Origin of the sequence: Caballeronia sp. AZ10_KS36, assembly GCF_023631105.1 — a bacterium.
In the GTDB taxonomy this organism is placed as follows: Bacteria; Pseudomonadota; Gammaproteobacteria; order Burkholderiales; family Burkholderiaceae; genus Caballeronia.
Window position 1 is genome coordinate 162456 of sequence record NZ_JALQDQ010000035.1, and the last position, 20002, is coordinate 182457.

The following is a 20002-nucleotide window of genomic DNA, read 5'->3' on the forward strand; positions in this document are numbered from 1 at the left end:
TAACACCACGCATGACGCGCTTTGCAATCGATCCCAAACCGGTGCGCACGCACCGCCGCACAACGGAGGCAACGCAAATGACGACTCACACCACTGCGACACACCATGAATGGCTCGCCGCACGGCTCGATCTGTTGAAAGCCGAGAAGGACCTCACGCGCCGCAGCGACGAACTCGCGCGGCAACGTCAGGCTTTGCCGTGGGTTCGTATCGACAAGACATATCGCTTCGATACCGAAGCCGGCGATGCCGCGCTCGCCGACCTCTTTGGCGGGCGCTCGCAACTGCTCGTCTATCACTTCATGTTCGGACCGGACTGGAGCGCGGGCTGTCCATCTTGCTCGTCGATTGCGGACGGCTTCGACGGCTTCGCCGTTCATCTCGCGCATCACGATGTCGCGCTGTGGGCCGTGTCGCGCGCGTCCATCGACAAGCTCGCGGCCTATAAAAAGCGCATGGGATGGCGCTTTCCGTGGGCGTCCGCGAAGGATGGCGAGTTCAACTACGACTTCAACGTGTCGTTCACGGAGGCGCAGCAGCGCGCGGGCGACATCGAATATAACTTCGCGCGCGGCGGCCACGCGATGGACATGAAGGACGCGCCCGAACCCGTGAAGGCCTTTGCCGCCGATTGCGGCACCGACGCGCCGACCTTCACGCGCGATCGCCCCGGCATGAGCGTATTCGCGATGGAAGACGGCGTCGTGTATCACACGTATTCGGCGTATGCGCGCGGTCTCGATGCGCTGTGGGGCATGTATCAATGGCTCGATCGCGCGCCCAAAGGACGCAATGAAAACGGCATCTGGTGGAAGCGCCATGACGAGTATGCGGACTGATCTCGTCATGCTGAGCGGGGACGAGCGGCGCGGATTCGTCGCGCTGCTTGCCTCCGCGTTCGCGCTGAGTGCCGCGTTGCTCGCCGCGTGTCATGCCTGCATACCCTCGATGGACTGGGCGCGTCCCTGCGGCCAGACGCCGCTCGGCGCGGCCGTCTCTTTCGTCGCTGAATGGGCCGTCATGATGAACGCGATGATGCTGCCGCCCTTCGCGCAGACGTTGTGGCGCTATCGCCGGTGCGGTGCGGTGGCGCTTGCGCCCATGACGGCCGGATATGTCACGGCATGGTCGATGACCGGCATCGCGGTGTATCCGCTCGGCGCGACATTGAGCGCGCTTCTCATGACGAAGCCCGTCACCGGCGGCGCGTTGATCGTGCTTGCAGGCATCGTGCAATCTAGCCGATGGAAGGCGCGCCGTCTCGCGTGTTGCCGCTCCACGCTCGAGCATCGCTCGACGATGCTTGCACCGTATGAATACGGGATATGGCACGGCATGCAGTGCATTGCATCGTGCGCGGCGCTCACCGTGGCTTTATGCGTTGCGGGCATGGCGGACCCGCGAGCAATGGCTGCGCTGACGTTCGCCATAGCGGCAGAGCGCATGCTGTCGTTCGGGCATCGCGTAGCGAAAGGCATTGGTGTACTGATGATCGCAACGGGCGCGGCGTGGATGCTTCATGCCGCCGCATGAAATAAAACGATCGGCCGTGCGCTTTCCTCATCCATGTTTTCCCGGACTCAAGTGCGGCTCGCCGCTGTCGATATACAAAGGTCGATGGATTCCCTCGGCCGCGCAGTGGGCGCAGCATCGCCGCCTCCGCGTGAATGACGCGATGCAGCCATTTCGAGGAATCCATGTTTTCGACCATCAAAGGGCGGCTGGCCTTGGCCATGACGCTGTTGAGCGCGCTGCTGATCGGTATCGGCGTGCTCGGGCTCATCGGCATGACACGCGCGAACTCGGTGACGCATGAGTTGTTCACGAACGAAATGCCGAGCGCAGTTTCCGTCGGCAACGCCGAGATGTTCATGGCACGCGAGCGTCTGAGCTTCGACCGCGCCGCTTTGAACGTAGGCACGAGCGCAGCCGAAGATGCCATCGGGCGGGGCGCGCTCATGCGCAAGACCTCCGACGAAGCATGGGGTAAATACGCATCGCTGCCGCAGGGTCAGGAAGAGAAAGCGCTCGCCGACAAGTTCAATCAGCAGCGTCTTGCGATGCAGAAGCTGATCGACGAAGGCTATGCGGACGTGCGCGCCAAGGATCAGGACAAGATCACCGCCGACGCCAGCGCCATGCAGGCAGCGTTCAACGAATTCGCGAAGACGGGCGTCGCGCTGCGCAAGCTCCAATTCGAATCGGCGCAAGGCGCCTACGACGCGGGACAAGCTCAGTTCGAAACGTTCCGCCTGTTGAGCATCGCGGCGATCCTCGCCGGCGTGGCTGCCGCGATATATTCGTGGGCGTCGCTGCGCCGCCGCATCGCGCGTCCGCTGGATGCCGCGCTCACGCAGTTCAGCGCGATTGCATCGGGCGATCTGCGCCGCGAAGTGACGGTCAGCTCGAACGACGAGATGGGCCAGCTTCTGCGCGGCCTTTCGACGATGCAAGCGAGCCTCATCGAAACCGTGCGTTCGGTACGCTCGGGCAGCGAGTCGATCGCCTCTGCAACGAAACAGATCGCAGCGGGCAATATCGACCTGTCGTCGCGCACGGAACAGCAGGCGTCGGCGTTGCAGGAAACGGCGTCGAGCATGGATGAACTCACGGGCACCGTCAAACAGAACGCCGACAACGCGCGGCAGGCGAGCATGCTGGCCGCCAATGCGTCGGAGATCGCGAGCAAGGGCAGCCATGTCGTGTCGCAAGTCGTCACGACGATGGGCGAGATCAATCAAAGCTCGGCGAAAATTGCGGACATCATCACGATCATCGAAGGCATCGCGTTCCAGACCAACATTCTCGCGTTGAACGCAGCCGTGGAAGCGGCGCGCGCAGGCGAAGAAGGACGCGGCTTCGCTGTCGTGGCGGGTGAAGTGCGCTCGCTCGCGCAACGTTCGTCGGCGGCGGCGAAGGAGATCAAGGAACTCATCGATACATCGGTCGAGCGCGTGCAGTCGGGCAGCGCGCTCGTCGACGAAGCCGGCCGCACGATGGCAGAAATCAGCGGCGCGGTCGAGCGCGTGACCGACATCATGGGCGAGATCGCGGCGGCATCGGAAGAGCAGAGCAGCGGCATCGATCAGGTGGCGCGCGCCGTGACGCAGATGGACGAAGTGACGCAGCAAAACGCGGCGCTCGTCGAGGAAGCGGCAGCCGCCGCGCAATCGCTGGAAGATCAGGCGGCGGCGCTGCGCTCGGCGGTGGAGACGTTCAGGCTGCACGAGGCTGCATAAAAGCGCAACGGGGCGCGCGCGCACGTCGCTTATTGACCGCACCGCCCGATTGCAGGCGCATCGTCGCGCGTGTTGCCTGCATATACCCGAATGCGCTCGGCCAGATCCACCGATGGCGCTTCGTACGAGTAACAGTACGGCGGCTTCGGCACCTTGGCCGGCTGCTCGTCTTGCAGCACCGCTTTGGCATCGCCGAGGTACAGGTTGTCGCGCACCGAAAGAAACGCCTGATAGCCGTGCGTGTACCCGTAGCGCGACTTCGTGCGCTCATAGTGTTCGCGATCCGATTGGCCATTGACGAGCGCGCTGCGTGCCGGCGCCTGCGGAATATAGCGGCAATAGTTCGCGTTGACGCCTTCGACCGTCGGGAAGTAAGCCGGCTCGGTGCAAGCGCGATGCGCGGAGTTCGAGAAGATGTTGCCTTCCACGAGCGCCCGCGCCTCCAGGCTGAAGCTCATGCCGTAGAAGTCCCAGTTCTCGATGAGATTGTTATAGAGGTGAATCGTGCCGAACTGCGCGCGCGGGTTACGCTGCATGGTATCGACGAAGTAGCTATGGTGAATCGTCACGCGAGCAATCGCATCGCGCTCGTAGTTGGCGAAGAGATTGTCCTCGGTGATGTTGTTGACGAGCATGACCTTGTCGTCATCGTGAAACTTCACCCACGAGACCGTCACATCCGTCGAGCCGTTCTTCACGTTCACGAGCCGGGCCGCGAACCGCGAAAGATCGAGGTGATCGATCCAGACATCGCGCGAACCGTTGGCGATGTCGATGGCCTGCGCGAACGTGCGCAAGCGGCCGTCTATCGTCAGATGCGTCACGATGACGTTCGAACTGCCGTAGATGCCGAAGCCGTAGTCGAGCAGTTCCACCATGTGCCCGCGCCCGTCTATCGTCACGTTTGACGGCACCCGAAGCATGGACGCAAGCGCAATCTTCATGTCCGACGCGAAGCGAATCCAGGTGGGTCCGCGCGCATGCGCGAGCGCATCGCGCAACGATCCGGGCCCGCCGTCCGCCGCCGACGACACAACCACCACTTTGCCATCCAGCCCGCCGGTCGCCGCGCGGCCATATCCTTCTCGCTGCTGAAGAAGCTCGGACACCATCGCGCAATCCGCGGTCGCGCGCTCGCATGCATCGCGCGGCGCGGCGGATGCCGCCATGCACGCGGCCATCGACGCACACGCGATCATGCGAACGATGCTGTTGCGCAGCGCCCAGCGAAGGCGCTCACGGTAAGCGTAAGTCTTCATGATGCACGCACCCGCTTCGTCTTCGTCAGGAAATCGACGTACCACGGCAGCGCCTCGTTCATTCCCGCAGGCAAATCGATGAGCGGCACATAGCCGAGTTCCCGCTGCGCCTTCGACACGTCCGCTTGCGAATGGCGCACGTCGCCCGCACGGAAATCGCGGTGCGCCGGTTGCTTGTGATACGCGTGGCCGAGTCCCGCGAGACCGTTGCGGATCACATGGAAGAGGTCGTTGAGCGTCGTGCGTCCGCCCACGGCGACGTTGTAGACCTCGCTCGCAGCGAGCTCCGCGCGAAGCGCCGCACGCAAGTTCGCCTGCACGACATTGCCGACATAGCAGAAATCGCGGCTCGTTTCGCCGTCGCCGTTGATCTGCACGTCGTCGCCCGAAAGCATCGCGGCAATCCACTTCGGGATCACCGCCGCGTACGCGCCGTCCGGGTCCTGCCGCGGGCCGAATGCGTTGAAGTAGCGCAGGCCGATCGAGGCGAATCCGTAGGTGCGCGCATAAACGCCCGCATAGATCTCGTTCACGAGCTTGGTGACGGCATACGGTGACAGCGGATTGCCTATGCGCTCCTCGCGCTTCGGCAGATTCGGCTCATCGCCATACGTGGAACTCGATGCGGCGTACACGAAGCGGCGCACGCCGGCCCGCCGCGACGCATCGAGCATCTTGAGAAAGCCCGTTGCATTGACATCGTGCGACGTAATCGGGTCTTTCACCGAACGCGGCACCGACCCGAGCGCGGCCTGATGCAGCACGAAATCCACGCCGTCTACGGCGGCGTCGCATGCGCGAACGTCGCGGATATCCGCTTCCTGGAAGCTGAAGTTGCGCCAGCGCGTTTCGCCGACGCGCAAGCGGATCTCATCGAGATTGCGCTGATGCCCGGTCGCGAAGTTATCCATGCCGCGCACTTCCTGCCCGAGCACGAGAAGCGTCTCGACAAGATTCGATCCGATAAAGCCCGCCGCGCCCGTCACGAGCCATCGGAAGCGCTGCGCCGCGAGCGCATCGCGCAAGCCGGATTGCGACTCGTGCAGCAGCCATGCCGGCATCGGCGACTCATTCAACAGGGATTCATTCTGCATAAGGTTCTGCTCAGTTGATTCACGAAAGGTTGTGATCGCATGCGGCGCTCGTTGCATGCGCTGACGGATCGATGGGACGCACATGACGCCACAGGCCGCCGCTCAGGCGCAGGTCTTCCGGCGCTCCGGCCAGATGCGCGCGCAGATGGCCGAGATAGGCCTCCTGCCATCGAAGGGAAAAACGCTCGACATCCTCGCCGGGCTCGGCAGTGGGCAGCATTTCGAGCGTCTGCACGATCTTGCCGTTGCGCCATCGCGGCGCATAAAAGACCGAAGGCAAGCGGAGCCGGTGCGCGGCCCGCGCCGCGAACGACGAGTACGTGACCTCTTGCCCCGCGAACGGAACGCGAGGCGCGGCGGGGTTCGGCGCGCCATCGACCGCGATACATACGGCGAATCCCGACTGAAGGGCGCGAAAGCACTGCCGCGCCACTTGCGCCTCGGTCTGGTCCGCCGTCGAGATGAGCGCGGACGCGTAATGCGCCGTGGCGACGCCCGGCATGCTCGCCACCCAGCGCGATGGAATGCCGAGCAGTTCGAGCACCATGAGGCCCGCATACATGGGACCGACATGCGCGGTCGCGACCACGACGCCCTTTCCGCCGGCAAGCAACGGCGTGAAGCGCCGCTCGGTTTCGTCGAGATCGTCGAGCAAGGTCATGGCTTCTTCAATCGCATGATCGCGACATTCGAGCCATTCGAGCAGCAGATGATCGACGAGATGTCCCCAGCGCGCCGCCCGTTCCCAATCTTCGCGCGTCGTCGTGTTCGCATGGTTGCGCAGCGACCAAGCCCAATCGAGCCGTTCCTTCGGAATGCTAACTTCACCGATGCGCTCGTCGATCTGCGCCATCGCGAGCGCGAAACTCGAAGGCAGAAGGCGGTCTCGCGCGTCGAGACGCGTGCGGTAAAGCCCGGACGCTTCGTCCCTTCTGCCGGCCTGAGACAGTGCCGCGATCGCGAGACGCTGTACGCGTTCATCGTCCGGGCGCTGGTAAGCGAGGGTCAGCATGTGCTCCGCCGATTCCGCGTGGCGGCCGCAGTGGCGCAAAGCCCGGGCGAGCAGCGTTCGCGTGTGCGCAAGATCGGGACAACGCTCGCACGCGATTTGCAAATGCGTGACGGCATCTTCATAACGGCCCGCGCGCAGCAGCGTCTCGCCATGGAGCGTCATGAGCCGCATGTCGTTGGGCGCGAGCGCCACGCCGCGCGCGAAATGTTCGAGCGCTCGCACATGGCCGCCGTCCGCGACGCCGCTTGCCAGATACGCCTGCCCCAGTTGCGAACGCAGCGGGGCGCCTTCGAGCCCGGCGCGCAATGCGGCCTCTCCCGCTGATATCGCGAGTCCGATACGGTTGTCGCTTGCCAGCGCCTGCACGATGGCCGCCGCAGCGCGATCGTTAGGCACGCTGGCGGCGTCGAGGCGCGATGCGAGCCGCGCGGCAAGTTCCGTATGCCCCGCTCGCGTGAGCGCGGTCAGCCACGCGTGCGCATGGGCGGCGTGCGCGACTGCCATTTCGATGCCCGCGCGCGCCAGTTCGGCCGCCTCTGCGACGCGCCCCGCCTGGAGCCGCAACTGGATGCAGGCCGCGTGGGCAGCGGGCTCGTCCGGGTCGATCCGCGCGGCGGCATCCGCGTGAGTCACCGCTTCGTCCCACCGTCGCAGGCGGCCCAGGACGCTCGCGAGCATCCGCCGCTCCTCGGCGAGCTCGGGCCATGCGGTCACCAATGCGGCGAGGACGGCGGCTGTGTCGCTCAGCGCGCCGTCTCGAATGAGCGGCGATACGACGAGGCGTTTCACGTCGATGCGGGCGTCGGCGTCGCGGATGAGCGACGCATCCAGTGCCTCGATCGCGGCGGCTCGGCTCTCGCCGGAGCGAATCTGAGCGATGGCGCGATACACGCGCGCCGCTGCATCAGGCATAGCGCCGGCTCGCACCGCATCGGCGTACGCGGCAAGGCCGGCAGTCCACTCGCCTTTCTTTACGAGCGACCTGCAGGCGTCGAACGGAGCGCGGGTGTTCGGCTTAACCATTGAAAAACTCGCGCCCGAGCATCACGGCGACGCGTACGACCAGGGCGAGCGCAAGACCCGCGGCCAGCGACGCCAGCAACAACAGCGGCGTATTCGGGCTGGTGGGCCGGTCCGTCGGCAAGGGGCGCGTGATGACCGTCAGATATCGCTGGAGCTTGAGCGTATCCGTGAACGCCTGCTGATAGCTTTGCTGGGTCGCGGTGAGATTGGCATCCGCGAACGCCTCGGCGTTCTTCAACGATTCATAGTCGCCCAACTGGCTCGCCTGAGTCTTGCCCTTGCCGCTAATGCGTTCCCGCGTCTGCGCAAGCCGTTCCGTCAATGCCTGCACCTGCGCCGCTGCCGGAGCCAGCATCGGATGCTGCGGATTGCCGAGCGCGCGGATCTTGTCGAGATTGATCTGCGCCGTGTTGAGCTCGGTTTCCAGTTGAGCCGAAAGATTGAGCAGCATGGCCGCGTTCGCGGCGGGATCGAGGTTCTGGTTGACGATTCGCCACTTCGTCAGCGCCGCGCGCGCCGACTGCGCCTCTTTCTGCGCCAGCGCGACCGCCTGCCGGCTGACCTTCAGCGCATCCGCGACGCCCTTTTCATCCATTCGTTGTACGAAGTTTTGCGCGAGATCGAGCAGTGCATCGGAAATCGCCGTGGCATCGGCCGGCGAGTACGCGCTCACCTGCATGACATCGACCTGCTCCATGATGTTGTACGACACCTTCACGGACGAACGATACGCGCGATACAGATCGTCTTCGGACGCATTCGACGGCAGACGGTTAGGCAGATCGAAACCGTTCAGCGTGAGCCGGCGGCGCAGTCCGATCTTCGCGTCGAGCTGGCGCATGCAGTCGCGCGAAGCGAGAAAGTCGCTGACGGCCCAGCCATCGACGAAACCAGCGGCCACGCCAGCGCCGCCGCCAGTCGTGAAGAGACTTGCTGCGCCACCCGCGAGCGGCGCGGCGCTCGAAGTCGCGCGCACCGAAAATCGCGCTTCGGCGGAATAGCGCGGTTTCGCCACGAACGTCGCATAGACCGCGCACAACGCAACGGGCACGAGAACGAGCGCGAGCATGACCCAGCGAGCCTTGCGCCGCGCGAGCCTCGCCGTGTCTCGTTCACGGCGGCGCGCTTCGATGACCGATGCGGGCTCAGACATCGAACGCTCCTGCGGTGGCGGCGTCGAGTCCGTTGCCGTCCGCGCTTGCGATGGACTCGCTGTTCGCGCGGCGCGGAGGGAATCGACGGAGGCACTCGTCGAGATCGGCGTCGATTCGAAGGCTGCTTCCTTCATAGACCAAACCCTTGACGCAATAATCCGCCATCTGCTGACGACGGTAAGTTGAGAGAATGAGCGTGCGGCCGACCAGTCGTTCGTCGAACAGCGCACGCCACAGACGCGCGAAGCGGCTCGCTTCATGTGGCAGAGCGCCGTCGATCACATACACATCGAAGTCGGGCGCGAGCGCGAGCGCGAACGACACTTCCTGACGCGTCGCGAGCGGCCAGTGTTCCATCGGCAGTTCGAGATGCGCGGGACAGGTGATCAGGTCCGCGACGAGTTCGATAGCCGCCTTCGCAGGCAAACCATGCAGCGCGCACACGAACTCGATCATGCGCAGTCCGTTCGCCTTGCCGCGAATGAAGCCCTGCCGGCCAAGCGGCCACGACACGCGACCGCGATGCTCGACGAAGCCGTGACGTGGCCGGCGCAGCCCGGCCAGCACATCGATCAATGCGCGATGGGCTTCGGGCGTTCGCGAAAGCAACGCATAGCGTCCCTGCGCAATGTCGAGATCGGCGTTCGACAGAAGCGGCGTGAGCGAGCCCGAGATCGTCGATGAACATGTGACGGCGTGCAGGCGAATCATGTCGGTCACATCGGCTGGACGTTGCATCGGGCGAACCGTTCGGCGCAAAGGGCCACGGCCGCAAGAAAGACGAGCGACGTGACGAAGTAGGACAGACGCGCATCCGTCGAGCGATAGCTTTCGAAATACGCCGAACGCAATAGCTGCATGCCGTGCGCAAACGGCGACCACAAGAACCAGCCGCGATACTGCTCCGGCAACTGTTCCGACACGAAGAACACGCTGCTGAAGACTTCGAGCAGTCGTTCGATAGCCGTGGCGAGCCGCAAGAAGAAGCGCCACCTGCTCGCGATGGCGCCGAAGAGCACGCCCGTCGACGCGCCGCCGAAGCCCATCGCGATGACATAGCCGAAGAACGCGGGCCAGCTCGCCGGCAAGCTGATCAGATCGAACGCGTGGCCGACGAGAATCAGCGTCGCGAAGACGAGGACGAAGATCGCCTGATACAGCACGGCCTGCACGCATGCGCACAGGAGCGGCGTGACGCCCTGAAGATTCAGCCATCCGCGAGCGGCGACATAGCTCGTGCTGCTTCGAAAGATGATCTGCCGGAACATGATCCACGTCGTCGCGCCGAGCAGCGAGAAGGTAGGCACGTCCATTCCCAGAATGAACTGAGTTCCCGTGAGGAAATACAGCGACGAAATGAGCGTGAGCAGCACCGCCGGTCCGAAGAACGCCCAGGCGAGTGCGAAACGGCTTTCGCCCTGCATCGTGTGGAGCTGGAAGATCAGCATCGGCAACAACGCGCGAAGGTCGGAGCGGCCGGCTGGCAGCGCCCGCGGCCGCTGCCTTGCATGAAGCGAGGCAATGCGAGACTTGAGCGTGGCAAGGTCGCTGGCATCGCTGGCGCTGAAGTCCGGCGTCAGCGCGCGGTCCTCGCGCGACGCACTGCGGCGAGCCTCGCGCGCCTCTTCTTCGCGACGGCGGCGAACGCGCTTCTCGTGCGCGTCGGCAAGATGCGCTTCTTCTCGCGCCAGCGTGGCCGGCGCATAGCCGGAAGCAAACACATCGACTCCCGCGCGGATGTCGTTCTCTAGCAGACGAATCGCGGTACGCAGTTGGCGTCGCCGCAGGTCGAGCGTTTCTTCGTCCGCTTGCGACGCGCCGTCCGTGAGACGCGCCTCTAGCGCCTCGTACACCTGCCGCCGCTGCGCAGGCGTTTCGCGCGGTGACCGGCGCAGTGCGGCAAGGATTAGCGCAAGCGTTGTCGCGGGCGCGTGCGGCCCGGCGTCTTGGATGTGCGCGCCCGCGCCGATCCTGTAGCCCTGCGTTCGCCGGCGCGCACGCCAGTCGTCTATTCGCTTCTGATTGGTCATGGTGCCGCGTCAATCCGCCAGCGCGCTCACCGAGCGCGCGGTGCCGAGCGACGCGCTGAAGGTGGACAAGAGCTTCTGCACTTGCGTGAACGGTGCGTCGGATACCAGCACGGCATCGCCGTCATGCACGACGAACTGGCCCGCGAGCGCGATCTGCTCCGGCCGCGTGAAATCGAATTGATAGACGGTGGGCCGTGTATCGCCCGGCTCGCGCTCGCTCGTCGCGGCCCGGCGCATCAGATAGACGCCGCGCGGATTCGCGAGCGCGTCGCTGAGACCGCGCGAATCGCCGAGCGCATCCAGAAGCGTGTAATCGCGCTTCGGCACCTTGATGCGCCCTTGCACGCCCGCCGCGCCGAGCACCACGACCTGTTCGACCACGTTATGCGCAATGATCGAATCGCCCGCTCGCAGCGCAATGTCGTTGGCGCTCGTTCTATATACGTCCGCAAGCCGAATGGTGGCTTCCGTGCCTTGACGTCGCACCGAGATGGCCAACTGTTCTGGGTTGACCTGACTGGGCGCGGCGAGGCCGAGCACATCGCTCAGGCGGGACATGTCGCGGCCGAGCGGATACACGCCGGGCTTCTGAAGATCGCCCTGAACCGTGACCGTCTGACCGCGCCGCGTCGTGGGCCGCACGACGACGTCCGAAGCAGTCATGAGCCGGCTCAGGCGCCGCATGATCGCGGTGCGTAGTTCGGCGGCGGTCAGCCCTGCTGCACGGATGCCGCCCGCATAGGGCAGGTAGATGTCGCCTGCACGGTCGACGATCATCTCGCCCAAGTCGGATGCGCCGTTCGGCCCGGCGGGATAAACGGCGAGGCCGTCGCGCTCGAAGACGGTCACGTCGATGCCATCGCCTGGCGCGAAACGTTCGTAGTCGAAGGCGGCGGCGTGCGTGAACGCGGGCGGAAACGTCGACTGGCGCGCGCTGTGTCCGGCACGGACCGTCTCGTATGTCGCGGGAACGAGCACGACGTCGCCCCGCGCGTCCGATGCGTCGATCTCGCTCACCATCGGCCCGCTGCGCGGCAAGCCGCATCCCTGAAGGAAGCACGCGCTGGCGAGGCCGAGCAGCAACGCCGCGCACTGTCGCGCGCGGGTGATTTTCGCCGGGAAGATTTCACGAGCCAACGATTTCATCGCTTCCTTCTCTGAACCATCGAGCCACACGTGGCCGCTCTCATGCATGCTTCACGCGACAAGCGGGCTCTCCTGCTCGTCGGCCTGCGCGATCGACTCAGCGCCTTGTACCGTCGAGGCGCACAGTTCGGCGAACTTGCTCAGCATCGCGTTGACTGAAAACAGCATGCGCGCCCGATGACGCGCATGCTCACACGTCGCCTCGTCCGCCTTGCAGCGGTCGACGAGCGCGGCGAGCTTGTCGCAGGCGGCCTGCAAGTCGGGCTGTTCGGCGCATTCGAGCAAGTGCCCGGTCACGCCATCCACGAAGCACTCGCCCGCGCCGCCTGCCGGAGTCGAAAGCGTGGCGACGCCCAGCATCTGCGCTTCGATCAGCACGTTCGGTAGCCCTTCGAAGCGCGAGAGCAAGACTTTCGCGTCCATCTTCGAATACCAGTAGCCCACATGCGACGACAAGCCTGCGAACAGAAGCCGGCCCGAAATGCCCAGTTCGTTCGCAAGCTCGACGGCCTTCTCTTGCAAGCGGCCGTCGCCGACAATCACGAAACGCGCCCGCGGCCGCTTCTTCAGATACCGCGCCGCGAGCCTGATCCACGACGAGGGCCGCTTATCCGGCTCGAAGCGAAAGACGCCGCCGATCGTCTCGGTTGCGTCCGCGGTCTTCTTTGCGAACGCCTCCCAGCGCTCTACGTCCTCGATCGAACCGGTAGTGTCGAGTTCGGGCACGCCGTTATAGAGCACATGGAACCGCGCGAGCGGCAGATCCAGCCACGCGGCATACGCCTGCGCTCCCGTGCGGCTGTTGCAGACGAAGTGGACGCCGGGCACTTCGGCCAGGGCCCGGTAGAGCACTGCGTATTCGGGGCGGTCGCGCTCCCGGCGAATGTTCGGCGGCAACCCGCGAAACACGAGATGAATGACCGGCACGCCCGCCAGCAAGGCGGCGAGCGCGCCGAACAGGCACGTGCCGTCCTGCCAAAGGCTGACGACATCGAATCGGCGTTCGCGAAAGTACGGAGCCAGGCGTCCCACGCCGTAGTGAACCGGCGGCGGCAGGTAGCCGAGCATGCGTAGCAGCTTGGCATCCGTCACGGATTGATCGCCGTCCGCGACGACGGGCAGGTCATTGATCTGCGTGACGGGAACGCCCGCATCGTTCAATGTGCCGAGAAAGAAGTCGAGCCGCTGACCGTTCGGCCCACGCGTGGCTTCCGTATGCTGTCTGACGAGCACTTCGACGCGACTCGCCACCGTAGACGCGCCGCCATGCAGCGCTTCCTTCTGCAACTGGCAGGCAAGCCGCGTCAGCTGACGCTCGGCGCCGCCCGGTCCGAGGCTGCCCGTCAAGAGAGCGATGGCTTTCGCCCCGTCGCCGTCCGCGCAGCGCACAGCGCGCTGGCGGAACGACAGGATTGCGTGCTTCATCGCGACGATCTTGAAGTCGGCGCTCGCAAGCACATCGTCCGGTTCGTACTGTCGATAGAACGCGTAATCGCTCGCCAGCGCGGCCGCCAGTCGCCCGGCCTTGCTGTCGGGCGCGAGCGACGCGGCGACCGGTTCCAGCACGGCGACGGCCCGCGCCAGCCGTCCGCGCTTGCCGAGCCGCTTGGCGAAGGCAACGCGGATGTCGCGCCGGTCGTGCCGCGCGATCAGCCGCTCGAACAACGCATCCGACGCCTCGTGCGCCCGCACGTCCGCGAGAAGCTCGGCGCGCGCGAGACTCGCCGATGCGTCGTCGAGCGATTCCGGCATGCACCGGTCGATGTGTTCCAGCGCCGCATCGACCTTCTTCTCCTTGACGAGCCGCAGAGCGTAAGCGCGCGTGATGCCCGCATGGTCCGGGCAATCCGCCGACAGCGCATGCCAGGCGTCCAGCGTGCCCTCGGCATGCCCGGCCATTTCCATCAACTGCAATAGCAAAAGGCGCGAATCGGCGTCTTGCGCGTGATCGCCAACGAGGCTTTGCGCCTCGGCGAGCGCGTCTTGCGCGAGGCGCGCCGTTCGCGCGTGCGCCACCAGCCGGGCGAGTTCTGCGCGCACGGCGTGGGCGTCGGTTGCGCAATTCGACTGCGCCGATTCAGCCGGAACCTGTTCGTTCGCTGCCGGTCCGGGAGCGATGCATGCCGGCTGCGAGCTTGCCGCTGCCGTGCGCGCTTGCGTTACGTCGTTCATTGTTTAGGACTGCCACTATCTTTCGGAAGCGCGGCGGAGCCGTGCCGCGCGAGGCAAACGCCGCATACGCGGTCACGCGGCCTTCTCGGGCTCCGGCGGAGAAATCGTCTTGCGCCTGTCGCGTTCGGCCCACAGCAGGCATTTGCGGATGTTTGCGTCGATCTGCTCGACATCGCCTGACTGCTTGCGAAGCGCATTCCAGAACGGGAGCGCCTCCGCGAAGCGATGCAGACGCATCGCGCCCGACGCCGCCACCTTCAGGCCGACCGGATCGTCCGGCACGAGCTTCAAAATCGCTTCGCCGAGCGAGAGGCGTTCCTCGCCGCTCGCGGATTCGAGCCCGCGCAACTGCGCACGCAGCGCCGCGACCACGCGCTTTTTCTCGGCGGCGACATCGGCGCCCGAGGCGTCGGCTCTTTCGATCAGATCGAGCAGCGTCCACGCCGCGTCGTACTCGTGGCGAGCCAGCATGTCGCGGGCGGCGCGAATCGAGCGTCCCCGCAACGTCGAGATCTGCCGGGTCGCGTCGTCGCGCGTGGCGGCGTCCGCTTCGCGGTCCGCGGCGATCTGACCGAAAGCCTCGATGGCTTCCGCATAACGTCCGGCCCGAACGGCCACGCGCGCGAGGTGAAGACGCGCCGAGACCGGCGCGCCCGGCTCGTCCGCAGCCAGTCGCAGATGACGCAGCGCCGTGGGCGTATCGCCGAGCGCTTCCGCTGCGCGCCCACGCAAGCTGTCGAGATCGGGAAACGTGAGGCCCGTCTGCAAGGCGATGTCGATCACACCGACTGCCGCGTGAAAATCCTGCTCGACGAAGGCCGCGCGAGCCGCTTGACGCATGTGCCGTTCGAGCGCCCGGCGCGCGCGCAATGCGTCCGCGTTCGCGGGCTGTGCGACGCACGCCGCCTGAATGCGGTCGGCAGCCACGCGCAGATCGCCTGCGGCCACTGCCGCTTCGCCTTCGGCGAGCCACCGCGCGATCTGGCGGGTCAGCCAGTCCGCCACGTCGGCCGCGTCGTTCCCGGCGAATGCCCGCGATACGGCCAGCGCGGCCGCGGGCGCCGCGAAGCCCTCGCCGACCGCCCGCTGCGCGAGCGCCAGCGCCTCACGCGCGGGCAGCCGCAGCGGCTCACCGGCAAGCCGCATGAGCGCCGCGCGGTTCTTCGTGTCGAGCTTCCGGTGCCACAGCCATGCATAGCTCGGCGCGTGAGCCGGCAGCGCGGCGCGCACTTCTTCGGCCCAGCTTTCGGCGCTTTCCGGTTCGCCTGCCGATTGCAACAGGGACAGTACCGCGCTGGCGGCCTCTGAGTCGCCGTTGGTCAGGCGGAACAGGCGCTTCCAGCTTGCAAGCGCGGTCCTGGCGTCGCCGAGGCGCGTGGCGGCAACGGCGCTGATGCGCAATAGCTCGGGCGTTTCCACTTCTTCTCCGAGCATCGCAGTCGCGAGCGCCAGGGCGTTTTTGAAATCGCCGAGTTCGAAGTAGCAGCGCATCAACACGCGCTTCGCGTCGTCGTCGGCGTTGTCGTCTGCGCCATCGTCGGACTCTCGCTCTTTGAGCACGCGGATCGCGCCTTCGTAATCGCCCAGTTCGAATTGCATGCGCGCGAGCAGAAGGCCGTGCGCCGGGTGTGCCGGGTCCGCGCGCAACACGGCGCGCACTCGCCGGGACGCCTCGCACAGGCGTCCTTCGTGCCATGCCCTTTCGATGCTCGCGGCTTCGTCAACCGGCTGCGCTTCTTTCGGTAAGCGCGCGGCGCTGTCGCGCACGCCCGATGCGGCAATGCGCGCCGAAAGAAAGCAGCGGTGCCAATCGTCCACCAGACGATCGGCGAAGGCATCCGTGAAGTGGGTGAGATCGAGTCCGCCCTGCTCCATCGCGTTGGCCTGGCCGACTTCGTGCATCAGCGGCGTGGGATCGTAGCAAGGCACGTTCATGCGCCGCGCGATGACGCTCACGGTCTGGATCAGGCAATGCCGCTGCTCGATCACCGGACTGTCGGCCGGGGCGGCGTCCACGTGCGTGACGAATACGAGCTTTTCGCTACCGACGAGCGCGGCAATCTCCCGCATGTCGCGCTCGATCTCATCGTCCGTCTGTTCCCTGCGCACGATGCGCGCGAGCAATGCCTGATCCGCCGTCGCAAGGCGCCTGAAGTGCGGCTCCTGTTCGAGCCATGCGCGGCGCTCCGGCATCTTCTTGTCCGACGCCATCGACCAGAAGGTCCGCGAGCGCGCCCGGTCCGCGAAGAAATCCGCGAAGTACCGGCCCATGTAGTTGATCTGGATGGGATAACCGTCGACCGTCAACAGCTTGCGCGAAGACACTTCCACGATGGTCAGGTCCGCGTGCGCGCAAGGCTTGGCATAGCGCGCCGCCGCGACGCCGGGCCGAAACAGCAGCGCTTCGATCTCGGCCGGAATCGACTGCTGATCGAGCATGAAGCGCAGTTGCTGAAGCGCCTCCGCACTCGTGTGGACGAACCCATAGTTGCGCGCGCTCTGCGCCCGAATCGGATACCGCGCGGCGCCCTTGCGCAGCGGCGTATGAATGCGGCACGTCCCGATGGGACTGACCAGCAGCTTCGAATGGCTCATACCGGGTCTTGGGTGACGTGGACGATGCCGCTTACAGCGCCCAGTACTGCACGCTCGCGGGCAAGCGCGTCTTGTCCAGCGACGACTTGAGGTCGCACAGCAATGCGCCGTCCGTCAGCATGTGCGGCAGGTCCTGCCAGATCGTGGCCATGATGTCGCGATGAGGCACGGCGAGAACGACGACATCGAGATTGTCGAAGTGAGACTTGTCGACGAGCGAGATGCCGTATTCGTGCTCCATCTGGCTCTTGTCCGCCATCGGATCGAAAGCCAGCGGCTCGATGCCGTATTGCTGCAACGCACGGTACAGGTCGACCACTTTCGAATTGCGGATGTCGGGGACGTTCTCCTTGAACGTCATGCCCAGAATGCCGACACGCGTGGACCCGGCAAGACGGTGCTTGCGCGCGAGCATCTGGACGATCTTGGCGGCGACATGCTGCGCCATGCCGTCGTTGATGCGGCGCCCCGCCAGAATGACTTCCGGGTGATAGCCCATCTCCTGCGCTTTCGACGTCAGATAGTACGGGTCCACGCCGATGCAGTGGCCGCCCACGAGCCCCGGCGTGAAGCGCAGAAAGTTCCACTTCGTGCCTGCTGCTTCGAGCACCTCGGTCGTCGAGATGCCCGCGAGATCGCATATCTTGGACATCTCGTTCATCAGCGCGATGTTGATATCGCGCTGCGTGTTTTCGAGCACCTTCGCGGCTTCCGCGACCTTGATGGAAGACGCGCGATGCACGCCCGCGTCGATGATGCCGCCGTAGATTTCGGCGATGATGTCCGCGCTTTCATCGTCCTGTCCGGACACGATCTTGACGATCCGCTCCAGCGGATGCTCGCGGTCGCCCGGATTGATGCGCTCGGGACTGTAGCCCAGCTTGAAGTCCACGCCGCAGCGCAAGCCCGACGCCTTTTCGAGTTCCGGGCCGCAGATTTCTTCGGTGGCACCCGGGTGAACGGTTGACTCGAACACGACGATACTGCCCGGACGCAGCACCGGCCCGATGGTGCGGCAGGCGCTCACGAGCAGCGAGAAATCCGGGATGCACTTCTCGTCGACGGGCGTCGGCACGGCAACCACGAAGAAGTTGCAGTCTGCGAGGTCCGCTGCGTTGTCGGTGAAGCGCATGCTCGAGGCGCGCAACACATCGCTCTCGATTTCGCCGGTCCAGTCCTCGCCCTTTTTCAGATGCTCGATACGGCGGCGATCCACGTCGAATCCGATCACGTCGTAGCGGCGTGCGAACGCCACCGCGACAGGCAGGCCCACATAGCCCAGACCACACACTGCGATTTTCTTATTTGCCACAGAATTATCCTTGACGCCTGGCTATTCGACGCTGACTGCGTGCATTGAATAGCGTGTTGCAACATCACCGTTGGCAGTTATCTGCCTCGAACCCTGTTATTTGTCCGGGTTTCTTTTCGCTAAAAATATCCAGACTCCGCGAATGGGAACGAATCCTATAGAGGTGATAAAGACGGCGCAAGGGATATAGATGGACTTCGAAACAATGTTTCAGATAACACTGTTTTACGAAATGGGGGATCTGGAAGCTAAGAAACGCATCGAACCGACGCCTTAAGGATTCATTGCGGCAGCAATTGCACGCTTAACTGCGTTGTAAATAGGATAACGCTGAGATTAGGCGTAAATCCGTGAGCGCTTTGGATGAAATCTCTGTCGAGTATCAACCACAATCAAGATGGATTGGATACCCGAAATCGCGCAAAAGACGGCCCCTACTTATTATGTTTTTGATGTCGCGAGTCAATTTGTTCGGGAGCCGATTTTTCTAAGGCGTGAGCATCGCCATATATCAAATAGCGCCGGCGCCGTTAATTACGCGCCGTGCGCCTCATCTTAATGCTTACTACCGCGCAGGCTCCATTCCATACCGCTGCCTGATTTCATCGTTCTCGGGCGCGGCCATGAACGCCAGCAAGGCTCTCGATTCGGCCGGCGCACGCGCTGTCGCGCACACGGCGCCTTCGAACACGGTCAGCGCCTGAACGTCGTCCGGCAAAGGACCGACGATGTCCACGCCCGCCACGCCGATCAGCTCGCTCATCTGCTGAAAGCCCAGCTCGACTTCCCCACGCGCGATGAGCGTGCCGACCGCGACGCCCGGCGGCGCCTGCACGATGCGCGAAGCGATCGCGTCCGCAATGCCCCATCCTTCGAACAAGCGCACGAGGTGCGCGCCGCTCGGTCCCGTCGAATAGCCGATACTTCGCGCTGCAAGCACGGCCTCGCGCACGGCTGCGCCGCTGTCGATCGAAGGACGCGCCGCGCCCGCCGCCACCGCGACCGCAATGCCCGAACGCGCGATACCCACGCGGCTTGTCGCATCCACGCGCCCGGCCTCGGCGAGCCGCGCGATCACGTCCGACGCGAGCACCACGACGTCGAATACTTCGTTATCCTCAATACGCCGTGCAGCCGCCACGCCGCCGACCGATTCGACCGTCACGCGCTGCCCGGCGTGCTGCATGTAGACGTCGGCGAGATCGTTGAGGACCTGGCGCGTCGCCATCGAGGAAATGACCGTGATCGGCGCGGCGGTGTCGTGCATCGCGAATCCTTGCATCAGTCGATATAGCGCAGGCCCGCGCGTTGCAGCGGCTCGCGCATGCTGTACATGTCGAGACCGAGCACGCCGCTTGCCAGCTTCGCGCGCTTCTCCTCTTCGAGCGCCTCACGTGCCGTGGCCTTTTCGAGCACCTTTTGCGCCAATGCCGACGGCACGACGACCACGCCGTCATCATCCGCGACGATCACATCGCCCGGCTTGACCCACGCGCCCGCGCACACGACCGGAATGTTGACCGAGCCGAGCGTCGCCTTGACCGTGCCCTTCGCCGAAATGGCCTTGCTCCAGACGGGGAAGCCCATCTCGGTCAGCACGCGCACGTCGCGCACGCCGCCGTCGATGACGAGCGCCCGCGCGCCACGCGCCTTGAAGCTCGTCGCGAGCAGATCGCCGAAGAAGCCATCGGTGCTGTCGGTCGTGCATGCGGCCACGACGATATCGCCGGGCTGTATCTGTTCAGCTGCGACGTGCAGCATCCAGTTGTCGCCGGGTTGCAAGAGCACCGTCACGGCCGTGCCGCTCGCTTGCGCGCCAACGTATATCGGGCGCATGTACGGCTTCATCAGGCCGACGCGGCCCATCGCTTCGTGAACCGTGGCCGAGCCGAGCGCGCCGAGCTTCGCCGCTGCGTGGGCATCGGCGCGATGGATGTTTCGATACACCACTCCGAGTTCAACCATG

General features: G+C 64.9%; 15 protein-coding genes. 3 read left to right on the forward strand and 12 right to left on the reverse strand.

Annotated elements, in window-relative coordinates; all coding sequences use genetic code 11:
- Positions 1-77 precede the first annotated feature (77 nt).
- The 3 genes from NCR35_RS21375 (at position 78) to NCR35_RS21385 (ending at position 3239) form a co-directional block, all read left to right on the forward strand.
- Positions 78-839: a DUF899 domain-containing protein gene (locus NCR35_RS21375; protein WP_250535905.1), complete on the forward strand. Its 762-nt coding sequence runs from the start codon at positions 78-80 to the stop codon at positions 837-839.
- Positions 820-1533 (forward strand): DUF2182 domain-containing protein, encoded by a 714-nt coding sequence (locus tag NCR35_RS21380; protein WP_250535906.1) that lies wholly within the window; start codon positions 820-822, stop codon positions 1531-1533. Before NCR35_RS21375 ends, NCR35_RS21380 begins: the two co-directional genes overlap by 20 nt.
- A gap of 164 nt (positions 1534-1697) precedes the next feature.
- Complete coding sequence (locus tag NCR35_RS21385) at positions 1698-3239, forward strand: methyl-accepting chemotaxis protein (protein WP_250535907.1); 1542 nt, start codon at positions 1698-1700, stop codon at positions 3237-3239.
- 29 nt (positions 3240-3268) lie between these two features.
- On the opposite strand, the gene NCR35_RS21390 is transcribed toward NCR35_RS21385, so the two are convergent.
- The 12 genes from NCR35_RS21390 to ligK form a co-directional block, all read right to left on the reverse strand.
- Positions 3269-4408: a pectate lyase family protein gene (locus tag NCR35_RS21390; protein WP_250536032.1), complete on the reverse strand. Its 1140-nt coding sequence runs from the start codon at positions 4406-4408 to the stop codon at positions 3269-3271.
- An 86-nt stretch (positions 4409-4494) separates the two neighbouring features.
- Complete coding sequence (locus tag NCR35_RS21395) at positions 4495-5559, reverse strand: SDR family oxidoreductase (RefSeq protein ID WP_250536034.1); 1065 nt, start codon at positions 5557-5559, stop codon at positions 4495-4497.
- Positions 5560-5611: 52 nt separating this feature from the next.
- Positions 5612-7627 (reverse strand): tetratricopeptide repeat protein, encoded by a 2016-nt coding sequence (locus tag NCR35_RS21400; protein ID WP_502801708.1) that lies wholly within the window; start codon positions 7625-7627, stop codon positions 5612-5614.
- Positions 7620-8780: a KpsE/RkpR family capsule polysaccharide export protein gene (locus tag NCR35_RS21405; RefSeq protein WP_250535909.1), complete on the reverse strand. Its 1161-nt coding sequence runs from the start codon at positions 8778-8780 to the stop codon at positions 7620-7622. Before NCR35_RS21405 ends, NCR35_RS21400 begins: the two co-directional genes overlap by 8 nt.
- Positions 8773-9519, reverse strand: a complete 747-nt coding sequence (locus NCR35_RS21410; protein WP_502801709.1) for a P-loop NTPase family protein — start codon at positions 9517-9519, stop codon at positions 8773-8775. Before NCR35_RS21410 ends, NCR35_RS21405 begins: the two co-directional genes overlap by 8 nt.
- Complete coding sequence (locus NCR35_RS21415; protein WP_250535910.1) at positions 9498-10811, reverse strand: ABC transporter permease; 1314 nt, start codon at positions 10809-10811, stop codon at positions 9498-9500. The genes NCR35_RS21410 and NCR35_RS21415 overlap by 22 nt, the downstream gene beginning before the upstream one ends.
- Positions 10812-10820: 9 nt before the next feature.
- The gene (locus NCR35_RS21420) at positions 10821-11957 is read right to left on the reverse strand and encodes a polysaccharide biosynthesis/export family protein (RefSeq protein ID WP_250535911.1); all 1137 of its coding nucleotides are present in this window, start codon (positions 11955-11957) and stop codon (positions 10821-10823) included.
- A 51-nt stretch (positions 11958-12008) separates the two neighbouring features.
- The gene (locus NCR35_RS21425; protein WP_250535912.1) at positions 12009-14129 is read right to left on the reverse strand and encodes a glycosyltransferase; all 2121 of its coding nucleotides are present in this window, start codon (positions 14127-14129) and stop codon (positions 12009-12011) included.
- A 72-nt stretch (positions 14130-14201) separates the two neighbouring features.
- On the reverse strand, positions 14202-16724 hold the full coding sequence (locus tag NCR35_RS21430; RefSeq protein ID WP_250535913.1) for a hypothetical protein: 2523 nt from the start codon (positions 16722-16724) through the stop codon (positions 14202-14204).
- A gap of 31 nt (positions 16725-16755) precedes the next feature.
- Positions 16756-18015, reverse strand: coding sequence for a nucleotide sugar dehydrogenase (locus tag NCR35_RS21435; RefSeq protein WP_250536037.1), 1260 nt, complete (start codon positions 18013-18015; stop codon positions 16756-16758).
- A 586-nt stretch (positions 18016-18601) separates the two neighbouring features.
- Positions 18602-19303 (reverse strand): substrate-binding domain-containing protein, encoded by a 702-nt coding sequence (locus NCR35_RS21440; RefSeq protein WP_250535914.1) that lies wholly within the window; start codon positions 19301-19303, stop codon positions 18602-18604.
- A gap of 14 nt (positions 19304-19317) precedes the next feature.
- The gene (ligK, locus tag NCR35_RS21445) at positions 19318-20001 is read right to left on the reverse strand and encodes a 4-carboxy-4-hydroxy-2-oxoadipate aldolase/oxaloacetate decarboxylase (RefSeq protein WP_284503190.1); all 684 of its coding nucleotides are present in this window, start codon (positions 19999-20001) and stop codon (positions 19318-19320) included.
- Position 20002 lies beyond the last annotated feature (1 nt).